Origin of the sequence: Ruegeria sp. ANG-S4, assembly GCF_000814005.1 — a bacterium.
GTDB lineage: Bacteria > Pseudomonadota > Alphaproteobacteria > Rhodobacterales > Rhodobacteraceae > Ruegeria.
In genome coordinates this window covers 45,230-60,501 of sequence record NZ_JWLK01000004.1, presented here as the reverse complement: position 1 = coordinate 60,501, position 15,272 = coordinate 45,230, and the positions used below count along the sequence as shown (strand labels likewise).

Sequence of the window (15,272 nt, the reverse complement as noted above, 5' to 3'; positions counted from 1 at the left end):
AGAAGTGGTAATCAGACCGTTGCCCCCTTCAGCCGAATGGCCGTGCCGACGCTTCCTGCGCAGATGCCGACAATTATGGCGATCATCAGTTCCAGAGTTTCGATATTGCCAAATTGCCAATGGGCAAAGATGAGCGTTTCCAATACGCCGATCACGCCCCCCATCAGCGCACCCAGCCACAGTTTGCGTGTCATCATGCCCAGCGCCAGCCCGAGAATACCGGGAAGGCTCAGGACGTTGCCGCCGATTGTTCCAAGAATATCAAGCATATCGTCCCGCCTCAATCCGTCGTTTCATTCAGGAACACGCGAATATCGTCGCCTGCAGCCGCGTGTTTTTCGGGCAGGTCGCCCGCTTGCGCACTGAGCGTTTCGGTGACCTTCTGGTATTCTTCCAGATATCCGGGTGGAAGGTTGTGGGCGATGCCCTGATGGCAATCAATGCAAGTCATGTTGTTGTCGATGGCGCGCTGGTGTTCGGACGCAGCGCGGGCTTCTTGAATGGTGAAGTCCATGTAATCGAAATTGTGACAGTTCCGGCATTCGCGACTGTCTGACGCCTTCATCTTTTTCCAAACGGCTGCCGCCATGCTCAGGCGATGGGCTTCGTATTTTTCAGCCGTGCCAATGGTGCCGACAAGTTCATGGTAGACGTCTTTGACGGCCATGACCTTGGCCTTGATCTTGTGGTTCCACTCGTGCGGGACGTGGCAGTCCGAACAAATCGCCCGAACCCCGGAGTGGTTGTTGTAGTGGATGGTTTCACGGTATTCGCCCAGGTTGGTTTCCATCGAGTGGCACGAGGTGCAAAACTCTTCGGTATTTGTCAGTTCGAGCGTCCAGTGAAACCCGCCCCAGAAAAGAATGCCCGCCAGAAACCCTGCGATCAGGGTAAAGCCGACGCTTAGAACGGGGATCGGGCTCCAGAACCAATCCCACAGGCGTCGAATCCGACCTCGGCTGTCTTGGGAGTCTGCCATTTTGCGTGCTCCTTTTACGATCCGTTTCGATCAATTGCCGTGGGACGGCACAAAGACGTTTTCGACCAGCGGTGGCGTATCGGCCTGCGGCACGTGGCACTGGTTACAGAAGTACCGCGTCCCCGCGATGTGATCCAACTCGTTACCTTCGCGATCCAGGTAGTGAGTCATCGAAAGCGTGGGCGCGTTGCGCTCCCCCGCTTTTGTCCAGTCGTGACAGGACAGGCACTGGTTGGTTCTGAGGTCGATCTGATACTGCGTGATCGAATGCGGGATAAGCGGCGGTTGCTGCCGGTAATTCCGAACCATGCGACCTTCGCGTCCTTCCCACTGAAGGCTCATGTTGACGACGCTGGGCGCATCGGGGGGCGTACCGCGAAGATCCCGAAGTTCCTGCGCCAAGGTAATGCTGCCAAGCGCGGTCAGAAGGGCAGCGACGAGAACGATAGTCTTTTTCATCTTGCATGTTCCTTGTCTTTGGCTGGACGGCTAAATCTCGGTTTGCCATCGCTGCTTCAGGCACGCTCGACTTTGCAGGCGCATTTCTTGAAATCAGTTTGCTTGGAAAGCGGACAGGTCGCATCAAGGGTCAGCTTGTTCGTCAACTGGCCTTCATCGAACCAAGGCATGAAAACCAAACCGCGTGGCACCTTGTTTCGGCCCTTGGTCATGATCCGGCTTGTCACCTCGCCCCGACGGGTCTTTATCTTGATTTCCTGACCGTGCCGCAGATCGCGATCCGCGACATCATCGGGATGCATGTAGAGAACGGCCAACGGGAACGATCTGTGCAATTCAGGCACACGGCGCGTCATCGAGCCCGAATGCCAGTGTTCCAGAACCCGACCGGTGCAGAACCAAAGGTCGTATTCCTCGTCCGGCACCTCCGGGGGGGCCTCGTAAGGCGCGAAGATGATCTTGGCCTTCTTGTCGGGGAAGCCATAGAACTGCAACTCCGATCCCGCTTCGACATACGGGTCGTGGCCCTCGCGATAGCGCCAGCGGGTTTCTTTGCCGTCAACAACCGGCCAGCGTAGGCCACGCTCTTCGTGGTATCGCTCGAACGGTGCAAGGTCGTGGCCGTGGCCGCGTCCGAATTCCGCATACTCTTCAAACAGGCCTTTCTGCACGTAAAAGCCAAAGTGATTGGCGTCGTCGTTCGGATGGCCGTGCTGGATTTCGCTGAGCGGGAATTTGTCAACGTTTCCATTGTTAAAAAGAACGTCGTACAGGGTCTTTCCGGCCATGTCGGGCGCTGTGGCGACAAAATCTTCTCCCCAGGCCTCTTCGACGGTGAAGCGTTTGGAAAACTCCATAAGTTGCCACAGGTCGGATTTGGCCTCGCCCGGCGCGTGCACCTGCTGGCGCCACATTTGTGTGCGGCGCTCCGCATTGCCATAACACCCTTCTTTTTCGACCCACATGGCCGTTGGAAGGATCAAATCCGCCGACATGGCCGTGACGGTCGGGTATGGGTCCGACACAGTTACAAAGTTATCGGGGTTGCGATAGCCGGGCCAACCTTCTTCATTCATGTTCGGGGCCGCTTGCATGTTGTTATTACACTGCACCCAATACGCGTTCAGCACGCCGTCGTTCAGCATTCGGTTCTGTTGCACCGCGTGAAAACCAACCTTGTCGGGGATAGTCCCTTCGGGCAGTTTCCAGATTTTCTCGGCCTTTGCGCGATGCTCGGGATTGGTGACGACGTAATCGGCAGGCAGGCGGTGGGCAAAGGTGCCGACCTCACGCGCGGTTCCGCAGGCAGAGGGTTGTCCTGTCAGCGAGAAGGGCGAGTTTCCGGGCTCCGATATCTTTCCGGTCAACAAATGGACATTGTACATCAACGAGTTCACCCATGACCCGCGAGTGTGCTGGTTAAAGCCCATTGTCCAAAGGCTCATGACTTTGCGGTCCGGGTCTGCGTACTGCTGTGCCAGCTTTTCCAGTTTCTCGGCAGGAACGCCGGACAGTTCGGCTGTGTAGTCCAACGTGTATGGCTTAACCGACTCGGCGTATTCGTTGAAACTGATCGGGGTAAGTTCGCCAGAGTTCGGATTGGCGGCAGCGAGCTGCAACGGGTGCTCGTCCCGCAGTCCGTACCCGATATCCTGGGCCGTCTTGGTGATGTTCACATGTTTGGACAGGAACTCTTCGTCTACGGAACCCGTCTGGATGATGTGGTTGGCAATATAGTTGAGGATCGCCAGATCGGTTTGCGGCGTAAATACCATCCCGTTATCGGCGAGTTCGAAGGACCGGTGTTCGAACGTCGACAGTACATGGACCTGACAGTCCTTCTTGGTCAGCCGGGTATCGGTGAGCCGCGACCAGAGGATGGGGTGCATCTCGGCCATGTTCGACCCCCACAAGACAAACGTGTCCGCGGCTTCGAGGTCGTCGTAACACCCCATTGGTTCATCCACGCCAAAACTGCGCATAAAGCCCATGACGGCGGACGCCATGCAATGGCGCGCATTAGGGTCTATATTGTTCGAGCGAAAGCCCGCCTTCATCAGTTTCGATGCGGCATATCCTTCCCATACCGTCCACTGGCCGGAACCAAACATGCCGACGCCCTCTGGCCCTTTGCTGCTAAGCGTCTCTTTCCACTTCTCAGCCATGATGTCGAAAGCCTGATCCCATGAGATCGGTTCAAAATCGCCGTCCTTTGCGTATTCGCCGTCGCGCATACGCAGCAACGGTTGCGTCAGGCGGTCCTTGCCGTACATGATCTTGGACAGGAAATAACCCTTAACGCAGTTGAGGCCCCGATTGACCTCGGCCTGCGGGTCGCCCTGTGTGGCAACGACGCGGCCATCTTTTGTGCCGACCAGGACCGTGCAGCCTGTCCCGCAAAACCGGCAGGGCGCCTTGTCCCACCTGATGTCCGGGCCTCCGACCTGAGCGTCGGCGGGTCCCGGTGTCAGCGATAGTCCGGCGGTCGAGGCCGTTGCGGCGGCAGCGGTCGCTTTCAAGAACGTGCGGCGGGATTCAGAGATGGTCATGGCATGGGTCTCCGGCTTCATGTCTGGTGAGAGGCGGGATCGTGCGCGCGCGCCTCAGTAAGGTCTTCGAAATGGTGGTAGGTCAGCGAAAGCGAGATCACGCCCGGCACATGGTGCAGATCCATGATCGTCTCGGATGCCAGGCGCTCATCTGTATCTTCGACGACAACGACAAGGCGCCCGTCATCGGTGGCGGCGTGAACTTCGGCACCGTTTACGCGGTTGATTGCGTCCTGTGCGCCTTGCACGGAACCGGGCGCAACATGAACGAGGCAGCCGCAAATATTCATGCCGAAACCTCCGGTCCGTCTTGCGTCGGGCGCTCAAACCCAATGGCCCGAACCGGACAAGCACCAGCACACGCGCCGCAACCGGTGCACGCGTCCGTGTCCAGAACTGGTTCGGATCGCCCGCCAAGCTGGAGGCGAAACCGCAACGCATCCCGATCGCAGATGTCCTGACAAATTCGGCAGGTGACGCCGTTTTTCGATAGGCAGGTGGCCGCAAAACTTGCACGCCAAGGCCAATCAGAAACACGGTCACGGTCTAATGCACCGGTCGGACACGCGTCAGCGCAATCTCCGCAGAAGGTGCAGGCGGCGTTTTCAAAACGCACCTCGGGCCAACCCTGAGCGTCAATGGTAATAATGTCCTGTGGGCAGGCCTGAACGCAAACATCGCAGTCGTGACACAGTTCAAAAAAGCTGTGATCCACCGCACCCGGAGGCCGGATGGTGGACCGGTCTGGTCGTAGAACTCGGCCGCGCAAAAACGCGCGTCGGCTTGCTAGCTTGTTCATTTGCTTGCCACTTTCGGTACATCTGACAGCGCAATAATCGCTTGCTTGCAGGCCTAGCCTAGCACGAAGTCAGCGAATGTGACTCAGAACATTTTCTGGGAATGGGAAACCACGTCGGAATAAAATATTCATATTATTATGAATGACTTGCCGCAACGTTGCGAAAGTCGATGACCCGCTCAACCGCCTTACTTGGAAATTACCAAGCGCGACTCAGGCCCGTTTTTCGCCGATTGAAGCGACACCGAGAATCGACAGTACCTTGGCTTCGATGTGTTCCGCGTTCATGCCCGCGACAGAATACATATCCGCCGGGCTGGCCTGATCAATGAACGTGTCGGGCAGCACCATCGAGCGGTATTTGAGGCCCCGGTCAAAGATGCCCTCTTCCGCAAGCAACTGCCCGACATGGCTGCCAAATCCGCCAATTGCCCCTTCTTCGATGGTGATCAACGCCTCATGGTTTGCGGCAAGTTCCAGGATCAGGTCGCGATCAAGCGGTTTGGCAAAGCGGGCATCTGCGACGGTGGGCGTGATCCCGCGGGCCGACAGAGCCTCGGCAGCTTTTTGAACTTCGGCCAATCGGGTGCCGAAGGACAGCAGCGCAACACGTGCGCCTTTTTGGATCATGCGGCCCTTGCCGATCTCCAGAACCTCGCCGCGCTCGGGCAAGTCGACGCCCGCGCCCTCGCCGCGCGGATAGCGAAAGGCAATCGGGCCGTCGCTATGGGCGGCGGCGGTGGCCACCATGTGCATCAGTTCAGCTTCATCCGCCGCGGCCATCACGACAAATCCCGGCAAGTTGCTGAGATAGGCAATGTCGAAGGATCCGGCATGGGTCGCGCCATCGGCACCGACCAACCCAGCGCGGTCAATGGCAAAACGGACCGGCAGGCGCTGGATCGCCACGTCGTGCACGACCTGATCATATCCCCGCTGCAGAAATGTCGAGTAGATCGCGCAGAACGGTTTCATTCCACCGGCCGCCAACGCGGCAGCAAAGGTCACGCCGTGCTGTTCCGCAATCGCAACATCAAAACAGCGCGAAGGGTAGCGTTCCGCAAACAGGTTCAATCCGGTGCCATCCGGCATCGCCGCAGTGACGGCGACGATCTTGTCATCCCGCGCCGCTTCGTCGACCAGCGTTTTGCCAAAGACGGAGGTATAAGACGGCGCATTTGACGGAGCCTTTTTCTGTTCCCCCGTGACAACGTCGAATTTGGCAGTCGCATGCCCTTTGTCCCGGGCTTGCTCGGCAGGGGCGTATCCCTTTCCTTTCTTTGTAAGGACGTGGATCAGGATCGGCCCAGTCGCCTTGGCCCGAACCATCCGAAGTACCGGCAACAACTGATCCATGTCATGCCCATCAATGGGCCCGAGGTAGGAAAACCCCAGTTCTTCGAACAATGTTCCACCGACGGCCATGCCCTTCAACATTTCCTTGGCCCGTTTGGCACCCTCACGGAACGGCTCGGGCAGTAGGGAAACAGCGCCCTTTGCGGCGGCTTTCAGGTCGTGGAATGGTTCTTCGGCATAGATACGCGACAGGTAACTGGACAGGGCCCCCACCGGCGGCGCAATGCTCATCTCGTTGTCGTTGAGGATAACGATCAGGCGCTTGTTCAAGTGGCCGGCGTTGTTCATGGCTTCGAACGCCATGCCCGCAGACATCGCACCGTCACCGATAACGGCAATCGCATCACCCAGACCTTCGGGTGTCACACCGCCCAGATCGCGCGCCACGGAAAAACCAAGCGCGGCACTGATCGACGTGCTGGAATGCGCCGCACCAAAGGGATCGTATGGACTTTCGCTGCGCTTTGTGAATCCACTAAGCCCGTCCTTCTGACGCAAAGTGCGAATTCGATCTCGCCGTTCCGTCAGAATCTTGTGCGGATAGCACTGATGCCCCACATCCCATACAATCTTGTCACGCGGCGTGTCGAAAACCGCGTGAAGCGCGGTGGTTAATTCCACAACGCCCAGCCCGGCACCCAAATGCCCGCCAGTCACGGAAACCGCCGAGATCGTTTCGGCCCGCAACTCCTGTGCCAGCTGGTGCAACTGAGCATCCGAAAACTGCTTCAAATCCGCCGGGCGGTTCACAAGGTCCAACAGGGGCGTATTGGGGCGTTCAGACATTTGGCGCTTTCTTGGCTTAGCTGTCCCGGGCAATAACGAAGCGGGCAGCCTGCTTCAAGGTTTCTGCCTTCGAACCATATCCGTCCAGAGCAGTGCAAGCCTGTTCCACAAGCTCCTCGGCCCGTGCCTTGGCTGCGTCCAAGCCCAAAAGCGAAACGAACGTGGCCTTGCCCGCTTTGGCGTCTTTCTGCAGTCGCTTGCCGGCCTTTTCGGCATCTCCCTCGACATCCAAGATGTCATCAGCGATTTGAAAAGCAAGACCAAGGGCTTGGGCATATCGGCGCAGGGGTTCGGGGTCAGCCTGCGCCAGCCTCGCGCCGGCACAGGCCGACCACTCGATCAACGCGCCGGTTTTTCCAGCCTGCAGATGGGTGATTTCATCCAGCGTCAGCGGGCTTTGGCATGTCTCGGCTGCAATATCCAGCGCCTGACCCAATACCATCCCCTGCGCACCACTGGCTTTTGCCAAGGCCAGAGCCAGTTCCGCGCGAATGTCCGCAGCACCTATCTCGGGACGCGTACACATTTCGAACGCCAGCGCCTGAAGGGCATCCCCCGCCAGAACCGCCGTGCCCTCATCCCATTTCACGTGGACAGTTGGTCGGCCGCGCCGCAAGTCGTCGTCATCCATGCAAGGCAGATCGTCATGAACCAAGGAATAGGCGTGAAGCGCCTCAATCCCCGTCGCAGGCCAGATTGCCCGATCCGGCTCGACCCCATGTAAACGCGCGCTTTCCATCACCAGAAACCCGCGCAAACGTTTTCCCCCCTGCGTGGCATAGGCCATCGCTTGGGTCACGACCAGATCTTCCAGTGACCTGAATGCACGGTCGAACTGCGCCTGAATGCGGACGGCATCCTGCGCAAGGATTTCGCGAAACATCTATTGACCTTCGACAGGCGTTGTCCCGGTCGGTTGACCATCCGAGTCCAGCGTGATCGCCGCAACTTTTTCTTCTGCCCGTTTGAGCTCGTCTTCGCACCGCTTTTTCAATGCAGCACCGCGTTCATACAATGCGATAGACTGATCCAGCGCCACGTCGCCGCGTTCCAACTGGCCCACAACGGCCTCAAGCTCTTTCATCGCTTGTTCGAAAGTCATCTGCTCAACGGGTGTATGGGTCATCGGGCTGCCTTCATCAGTTCTTCTACATGGGCGCGCGTCGCTTCGGCCAGTGCGTTCAGATCATAACCGCCTTCCAGAGTCGAGACGATACGGCCCTGGCAATGCTCTTCTGCGATCTGGCACAGTTGGGCGGTGATCCAGGCGAAATCCCCGGTGGACCAATTGAGATTGGCCAATGGATCATCCTGATGCGCATCAAACCCGGCCGAGATGATTATCAACTCTGGCCTGAAGGCCCGCAGTCTGGGGAAAGCCTGCGCCGCATACGCGGCCCGCATTTCGGACCCGCCCGTTCCGGGGGCAAGCGGGATGTTCAGAACGGTCTCGTAAGCCCCGGTTTCGTCTGGGCGGCCCGAGCCCGGCCAAAGTGGCATCTGTTGACTGGTGATCACCAACGCACGGGCTTCGTCCCACAAAAGGTCCTGCGTCCCATTCCCGTGGTGGACGTCGAAATCCACAACCGCCACCCGGTCCAGACCGTGGTGATCCAGCGCGTGTTTGGCGGCAAGCGCCGCGTTTCCGAACAGGCAGAACCCCATCGCCGTTTCTCTTTCGGCATGATGGCCCGGCGGACGCACGGCGCAAAACGCATTTGGCGCCTCATCACCCAGCACAAGATCCACGGCGCGGACCACCGCGCCCGCCGCGCGATACGCGGCGTCCACCGATCCGGGCGACATGAACGTGTCGCCATCTATTTGCGTGAATCCGTCAGTGGGCCGGTTGTCGCTGACTTCACGTATGTAGCTTTCAGGATGAATCCGAAGCAGATCGTCATCAGCCGCCAAGGGCGCTGTAACCCGTTCAACTTCAAGCCCCTCTAACGCGTGCAGGACATGCTCCAGCCGGGCAACGCGTTCGGGATGTCCTTGGGGTGTCACATGCCCAAGACAATCGGCATGGGTCAAAAGGGCGGTCTTCATAAGGATCCCATCTTCATCTGGCTAAAAATATCCTCGCCGAAGGCAAAAATCGCCGCGCAGCGGCACAATCAATCCGGCGCCAGCATATAACCCGCCCCGCGGACGGTCTGCAAATACCGAGGCTGTTTGGGATCCTGCTCAATCTTGCGGCGCAACCGCGTAATCTGAACGTCGACGGCGCGTTCTTGTGCCTGTCCCTTGTCGCGACCCAGATCCTCGACCAGCTTTGCGCGGCTGATCGGCTCGCCCGGCTGACCCGAAAATATCTTCATCAACTGGCTTTCCGTCGCGGTCAGCCGCACGGGGTCCTCACCCTGCCACATTTCGCCGCGCTCGATATCATAGCGGATCGGGCCAAGATGAAGGATTTTCGCAGCTGTGTCCTGCGCTGCGGTTTCGGGCATCCGCCGCAAGATTGCGTTGATCCGCAGCAGCAGCTCCTTGGGTTCAAACGGTTTGGCCAGATAGTCATCTGCCCCAGCTTCAAGCCCGGCGATCCTGTGCTCTGTTTCCCCCTTGGCGGTCAGCAACAGAATTGGCGTTGTGTGCGTCTCGCGCAATGCACGCGTCAGGCTGACGCCATCCTCACCAGGCATCATCACATCCATCACGATCAGGTCAAAATCCAACCCCGACAAAACCCGACGGGCGTGGGCTGCGTCGCGGGCTGACGTCACCAGAAAACCGCTGCGCATCAGAAACTTCTTGAGCAAATCTCGAATTCGCTCGTCATCGTCGATGATAAGAAGATGCGCATCCATATCGCTCATGAAGTGGTATCCCGCAGTTTGGTGTATGCATGACGCATATCAGCATCCATCATCGCTTCAAGCACTTTGCGAAACCCTGCAACGGCCTCGGGACCCGCATCTTTGTATGCCGCCCGCATCCTCGCGCGCTGGGCGTCGGACAATCGCGTTTCGAGGGCCTTACCCTTCTCTGTCAAAAATAGGTGCCTTTCACGCTTGTCCACAGTCCCGACACGGCTTTCCACTAAACCATCTTCAATCAAGGTGCGCAAAACACGATTGAGCGATTGTTTCGTGACGCCCAGAATGGCCAGCAAATTGTTCACCGTCGTGCCCGGAGCACGGTTGATGAAGTGTATCGCACGATGATGTGCCCGCCCGTACGCCATTTGCTCCAGAATGCGATCGGGGTCGGCGGTGAAGCCGCGATAAGCAAAGAACATCGCCTCGATGCCCTGTCGCAACTGCTCATCCGTCAGAAACAGCAGGCTTTCGCCGCTAAACGCCGGAGCAGGCCGGATTTCGGACATATCGCGCCTCATATGTTGTGTCGGCCGAGTTTATGTCAGCGTTGTTGACATTCCAAGACCGCAGGAGTATCGATCCCCGGATTTTGCGCAACATTTATGTGAAAATCCATTTGAATTGCGCAACATCTGAAAATTCATCCCGGTTCAGGAGGGTTCGCATGGCGGGGTATGACGATCGTGACGGTGTCATCTGGATGGATGGCGAACTGGTAGATTGGCGTGAGGCCAATGTGCATATCCTGTCTCATGCAATGCACTATGCCTCGTCGGTCTTCGAGGGCGAACGCGCCTACAATGGCAAGATTTTCAAAAGCCGCGAGCATTCCGAGCGGCTGATCGCCTCGGCCGAGGCGCTGGACATGCCGATGCCTTACTCGGTCGACCAGATCGAAGCCGCAAAGGAAGAGGCCTTGAAAGCCAGCGGGTTGAAAGACGCCTATGTCCGCGCCCTTGTCTGGCGCGGCTCGGGCGAAGATATGGGCGTTGCATCTGCACGGAACCCGGTTCGCATGGCAATCGCCGTTTGGCCTTGGGGCGCCTATTACGGCGATGCCAAAATGCAGGGCGCCAAGCTGGACATCGCTGAATGGAAGCGTCCCAGCCCGGAAACGATCCCCGTCCACGCCAAAGCGGCCGGTCTTTACATGATCTGTACCATTTCCAAGCACAAGGCCGAGGCAAAAGGGTGCTCGGACGCCCTGTTCCTGGATTGGCGCGGTTACGTCGCCGAGGCGACCGGCGCGAATGTTTTCTTCGTCAAAGATGGTGAGGTCCACACGCCCTTGGCAGATTGCTTCCTCAATGGGATCACCCGCCAGACGGTCATCGAGATGCTCAAGGAAAAAGGCGTCACAGTCCATGAACGCCGCATCCAGCCCGAGGAAATGGCCGATTTCGAGCAATGCTGGCTGACCGGCACCGCGGCAGAGGTCACCCCGGTTGGCCAGATCGGCGACTATACATTCGACGTCGGGGATCTGACCCGCGAGATTGCCGAAGACTACGAAAAACTCGTGCGCGCATAGCTCGGGTTTCAGCGGGCTGCGTGCATGCAGCCCGGTATTCGTTCTCTGCCTTCAGCAAGAAGAGCCGCCTGACTCACTTTCCGGCGGCCCTGAGCAGTTTTTCGACTTGAAAAATCTGACTAAAACAATCAGATAAGAATCGACGCCAGAAAAACCGAATTCCAGCACCAGATTTCGAGGCGGTTTGCGGGCTTAGCGCGCGACGGAGTGAGAGCTTGCCGCCGCCTCGGAAACGAACTGCGGACATGCCATGCGTATCTGAGAGGCAAGAGATGGGAGACCCGCTCGACGAAGTAATTGCAAAGCATGACGCGGCCACCGCCTGTGGCTGCGGCTGTTGTGACGACGACTTTGCAGCATATGTCGAGCAGAAAAGACGCGAACTCGCGATTGACCAGACCAATGACGCGGATGCGCTGCCGCCTAGCGCCGCCAGCCGACGCGGATCAGTGCGTTACGTGTTCGAACAGGTCCTGTCGCGCCGCGATCCCTAGCGGGTGCAGCGCTTCAAACGACACCCACCTTTCGCAAATCAGTAGTCGACGCCGCGCTGCGCTTTGATCCCGGATTGAAACGGGTGCTTTTCCTCGGTCATTTCGGTCACCAGATCGGCGTAGTCGCACAATTCCTGCGGCGCATCGCGTCCCGTCAGAAAGACGCTGGTCTTGTCCGACCGCGCATCCAGTCCCGCTATGACCTGCTCGACGGACAAATATTCATAGCGCAGGGCGATATTAATCTCGTCCAGCACGACCAAGTCATATTCGCCACTCGACATCAGCGCGCGCGCCTTGTCGAAAGCAGCATTTGCGGCGGCGATATCGCGCTCGCGGTCCTGCGTGTCCCAGGTGAATCCCTCGCCCATTGTATGCCATGTCACCAAATCGCGATCCTGAAAGAACCGGCGCTCTCCGGTTTTCCATTTGCCTTTGATGAACTGCACGACGGCCACTTTCTGACCCCAGCCCAGCGCACGTATGACCACGCCAAACGCAGCCGATGACTTGCCCTTGCCTTTGCCGGTATTGATCAGAATCAAGCCTCTGCCCGGATCGACCGCCTCGGACACTTTCTTGCGGTGCTGGGCCTGCACCTTCTGCATCTTTTCCTTGTGATCCTGCGCGTCGCTCATGGGGGAACCTCGTTTTTTGTGCGGCCCAAACTAGGCGAAGTTTTCGAAAGGTAAAGGTCAGGCTTTGGGGTCGGTGACCGAGCGGGCCTTGCCACGCTCCAACCCCAATTGATGCTCACGCCAGATTACAACAACATTTCCCGCAATCACCAGCGCTGCACCCAGCAAAATCGCAAGCGTCGGCAATTCATCGAACCAGATATAGCCGATCACGATCGCGAACAGCATCGTCGTGTAGTCATACGGCGCCAACATCGAGGCCTGCCCAAAGCGATATGAAGACGTGACGAGAATCTGGGCCACGCCACCAACAAGGCCCATTGAGACCAATATCAGAGCCTGATTCACTGTCGGCATGGTCCAGCCCCAAAAAGCGGTCAGTGCCGACAAAAGCGTGGCCGTCATCGAAAAGTAAAAGACGATAGCAGCCGGGTGATCGACCTTGACCAGTTGCCGGATGTGTATCTGAACGAACGCGCGGGCGATGGTTGCGCCCAGGACGCACAGCGCACCGACAGTTGCGGCGACCTCCATCTGGGTGGTGCCAAGCCGGGGCCAGATCATGATCAGAACGCCCAGCAGTCCGATCGCGACCGCGCCGATACGGATCATGCGAATACGCTCGCCCAGCATGACGGCGGCTAGAATCAGGGTGAAAATCGGTGTCGCGTAACCGATGGCCGTGACCTCGGGCAGCGGCAGCAGACTGAGGCCTGTGAAGGTCAGTCCCATTGCGCCGGTCCCCAGTACGCCCCGCCAGAAATGTCCCATCGGTTTCTTGACCACAAAGCCTTGCGCCAATTCTCCGCGCGCAATCAGCCAGATTATGATGACGGGGATTGCAAACAATGAACGAAAAAACACCAGCTCACCCGGTGGGAAATCCTCGGACAGTGCTTTGACCAAGGCCGACATCGACGTGAACAGCATCAAAGCGGCCAGTTTCAGACCAACGGCAAGCATAGGTCGATGCGATGTTAAGGATTGTGCCATTGGCCGCGACCCTGCGCTTTTGACCCAGAAAGATCAACGACGGGATTGTACCAATCAGGTGGATTTCCAGTTGTCGGGAACAGGATGGCCAATCTCTTCCGCAAACACCTCAAGATACCCAAGCATCTGAGACACCCGCTTGTGCGCCATATCGCGTCCACCTTCGGTCAACATGTCCTTTGGCAAGGTCAGCAGTTTGACCCGCCAATGGTCCATTGCGTAGGTCAAATCATCCAACTCGCGCGTTTCAGCAAAGGGATCCTTTGGGTCATAAAGTGTTCGACCCAAAGCACCGGCCACAACGAAGCAACGGGCGATGCCGATTGCGCCCAGCGCATCAAGTCGATCCGCATCGCGCAGGATGCGGGCCTCGGTTGAGCGTGGCGGTATGTTGGCCGAGTAACTATGCGCCTCGATGGCGTGTTGCGCTAAGCGGATTGCAGGATCATCAAGACCCAAATCCCTCAATATAGGCTCTGCTATCTGTGCGGATTTACGAGATGCAAGATGGCGATCCGGATCATTTTTGGGCAGGTTGACCAGATCATGAAGATAGCAGGCGGCCAGCAGGACCTGCATGTTTGCCTGTTCGTCCGCAATGGCCTGAGCGTTGTTCCAGACGCGATCCAGATGCGCCAGATCATGGGCCGGATCGGTTTCCATCCGCTGCGCGACAATGCCGCGAAGCCGCGCGCGCAGATCAGCCGATATGTCCACGGTTCTCGCCAATTTGACCGCGATGCAGCAGCAGGTGGTCAAGAATCACGCAGGCCATCATCGCCTCACCCACCGGCACGGCACGGATGCCAACGCAGGGGTCGTGGCGGCCTTTGGTGATGATCTCGGTCTCTTCGCCGGATTTGGTAATCGTTTTGCGGGTGGTCAGGATTGAAGAGGTTGGTTTGACCGCGAAGCGCAAAATAACGTCCTGCCCTGTTGAAATACCGCCCAAAATACCGCCCGCATGGTTGGAACTATATTGCGGGCCGTCCTGACCCATGAATATCTCGTCCGCGTTGGCTTCGCCCGTCAGTTCGGCGGCGGCCATTCCTTCGCCGATCTCGACGCCTTTGACGGCGTTGATCGACATCATCGCAGCGGCTAGATCAGTGTCTAACTTGGCATAAACCGGCGCACCGAGCCCGGCAGGAACGCCGCGCGCCACAACCTCGACCACCGCGCCGACCGAGTTTCCGGATTTGCGCAGGTCATCCAGATAGGTGGCCCAGTCTTCTGCGGCCTGAGCGTCCGGCGTCCAGAACGGGTTCTGTTCGATCTGGGACCAGTCGAAGTTGTCTCGGTTGATCTTGCGCGGTCCGATCTGGGTCATGTAGCCGGTGATTTGCACGTTCGGCGCGATCTGTTTGATCGCCTCGCGCGCCAGCCCACCGGCAGCGACGCGGGATGCGGTTTCACGGGCCGAGCTGCGCCCGCCGCCGCGATAGTCGCGGATACCGTATTTCTGCCAATAGGTGATATCAGCATGCCCCGGGCGGAACTTGTCTTTGATATCGCCATAGTCTTTCGAGCGCTGATCGGTGTTTTCAATCATGAGCTGGACCGGCGTTCCAGTCGTCTGACCTTCAAACACGCCGGACAGGATCTTCACCTGATCGGCTTCGCGCCGCTGAGTGGTGAACTTGTTCTGGCCCGGTTTGCGCTTGTCCAGCCAGTGCTGGATCATGCTCTCGTCAATCGGAACACCCGGCGGGCAGCCGTCAACGGTGGCTCCCAAGGCCGGTCCGTGGCTTTCACCCCAGGTGGTGACGCGGAAGAGGTGGCCAAAACTGTTCATCGACATGGGGCATGCTCCTTTGAGCGTCGTGATTAGCGGGCAAGGCCCCCGGCCTCAAGCGCAATTGCGTT

At 58.2% G+C, this 15,272-nt stretch carries 18 protein-coding genes; 2 read left to right on the top strand and 16 right to left on the bottom strand.

Annotation, left to right across the window (positions count from 1 at the left end):
• Positions 1-11: 11 nt before the first annotated feature.
• From RA28_RS11035 to RA28_RS10980, 12 genes are all read right to left on the bottom strand, one after another.
• Entirely contained in the window at positions 12-269 is a 258-nt protein-coding gene (locus RA28_RS11035; RefSeq protein WP_039528331.1) for a hypothetical protein, read from the bottom strand.
• An 11-nt stretch (positions 270-280) separates the two neighbouring features.
• Positions 281-979, bottom strand: coding sequence for a NapC/NirT family cytochrome c (locus RA28_RS11030; RefSeq protein ID WP_039528329.1), 699 nt, complete (start codon positions 977-979; stop codon positions 281-283).
• A 30-nt stretch (positions 980-1,009) separates the two neighbouring features.
• Positions 1,010-1,438 (bottom strand): nitrate reductase cytochrome c-type subunit, encoded by a 429-nt coding sequence (locus RA28_RS11025; protein ID WP_039528327.1) that lies wholly within the window; start codon positions 1,436-1,438, stop codon positions 1,010-1,012.
• 56 nt (positions 1,439-1,494) lie between these two features.
• Entirely contained in the window at positions 1,495-3,987 is a 2,493-nt protein-coding gene (gene napA / locus RA28_RS11020; protein ID WP_039529351.1) for a nitrate reductase catalytic subunit NapA, read from the bottom strand.
• Positions 3,988-4,004: 17 nt separating this feature from the next.
• Complete coding sequence (locus tag RA28_RS11015; RefSeq protein WP_039528324.1) at positions 4,005-4,277, bottom strand: chaperone NapD; 273 nt, start codon at positions 4,275-4,277, stop codon at positions 4,005-4,007.
• Positions 4,274-4,786 (bottom strand): ferredoxin-type protein NapF, encoded by a 513-nt coding sequence (gene napF / locus RA28_RS11010; RefSeq protein WP_039528321.1) that lies wholly within the window; start codon positions 4,784-4,786, stop codon positions 4,274-4,276. The genes RA28_RS11015 and napF overlap by 4 nt, the downstream gene beginning before the upstream one ends.
• 213 nt (positions 4,787-4,999) lie before the next feature.
• Entirely contained in the window at positions 5,000-6,928 is a 1,929-nt protein-coding gene (gene dxs / locus RA28_RS11005) for a 1-deoxy-D-xylulose-5-phosphate synthase (protein WP_039528319.1), read from the bottom strand.
• Positions 6,929-6,944: 16 nt separating this feature from the next.
• Entirely contained in the window at positions 6,945-7,811 is an 867-nt protein-coding gene (locus RA28_RS11000; RefSeq protein WP_039528318.1) for a polyprenyl synthetase family protein, read from the bottom strand.
• A complete protein-coding gene (locus RA28_RS10995) occupies positions 7,812-8,054 on the bottom strand; it encodes an exodeoxyribonuclease VII small subunit (protein ID WP_039528315.1) in 243 nt (80 codons plus the stop codon).
• Positions 8,051-8,977, bottom strand: a complete 927-nt coding sequence (locus RA28_RS10990) for a histone deacetylase family protein (protein WP_039528314.1) — start codon at positions 8,975-8,977, stop codon at positions 8,051-8,053. The genes RA28_RS10995 and RA28_RS10990 overlap by 4 nt, the downstream gene beginning before the upstream one ends.
• Before the next feature lie 68 nt (positions 8,978-9,045).
• Positions 9,046-9,747 carry a response regulator gene (locus RA28_RS10985; protein ID WP_039528311.1) on the bottom strand — a complete coding sequence of 234 codons (702 nt, stop codon included), beginning with the start codon at positions 9,745-9,747 and terminating at the stop codon, positions 9,046-9,048.
• The gene (locus RA28_RS10980) at positions 9,744-10,256 is read right to left on the bottom strand and encodes a MarR family winged helix-turn-helix transcriptional regulator (protein WP_039529349.1); all 513 of its coding nucleotides are present in this window, start codon (positions 10,254-10,256) and stop codon (positions 9,744-9,746) included. Before RA28_RS10980 ends, RA28_RS10985 begins: the two co-directional genes overlap by 4 nt.
• 158 nt (positions 10,257-10,414) lie before the next feature.
• Here RA28_RS10980 and RA28_RS10975 point away from each other — a divergent pair, with 158 nt between their 5' ends.
• Positions 10,415-11,281 carry a branched-chain amino acid aminotransferase gene (locus RA28_RS10975; RefSeq protein WP_039528308.1) on the top strand — a complete coding sequence of 289 codons (867 nt, stop codon included), beginning with the start codon at positions 10,415-10,417 and terminating at the stop codon, positions 11,279-11,281.
• A gap of 272 nt (positions 11,282-11,553) precedes the next feature.
• Positions 11,554-11,775, top strand: coding sequence for a hypothetical protein (locus tag RA28_RS10970; protein WP_039528306.1), 222 nt, complete (start codon positions 11,554-11,556; stop codon positions 11,773-11,775).
• Positions 11,776-11,813: 38 nt separating this feature from the next.
• Here RA28_RS10970 and cobO read toward each other — a convergent pair whose 3' ends face one another.
• From cobO to aroC, 4 genes are read right to left on the bottom strand one after another with little or no spacing between them, the layout of a single operon-like run.
• Positions 11,814-12,413 (bottom strand): cob(I)yrinic acid a,c-diamide adenosyltransferase, encoded by a 600-nt coding sequence (cobO, locus tag RA28_RS10965; protein ID WP_039528303.1) that lies wholly within the window; start codon positions 12,411-12,413, stop codon positions 11,814-11,816.
• A 57-nt stretch (positions 12,414-12,470) separates the two neighbouring features.
• Positions 12,471-13,406 (bottom strand): DMT family transporter, encoded by a 936-nt coding sequence (locus RA28_RS10960; protein WP_039528300.1) that lies wholly within the window; start codon positions 13,404-13,406, stop codon positions 12,471-12,473.
• A 54-nt stretch (positions 13,407-13,460) separates the two neighbouring features.
• Complete coding sequence (locus RA28_RS10955; RefSeq protein ID WP_052261439.1) at positions 13,461-14,123, bottom strand: HD domain-containing protein; 663 nt, start codon at positions 14,121-14,123, stop codon at positions 13,461-13,463.
• Positions 14,107-15,207: a chorismate synthase gene (gene aroC / locus RA28_RS10950; protein ID WP_039528295.1), complete on the bottom strand. Its 1,101-nt coding sequence runs from the start codon at positions 15,205-15,207 to the stop codon at positions 14,107-14,109. The genes RA28_RS10955 and aroC overlap by 17 nt, the downstream gene beginning before the upstream one ends.
• Positions 15,208-15,272 lie beyond the last annotated feature (65 nt).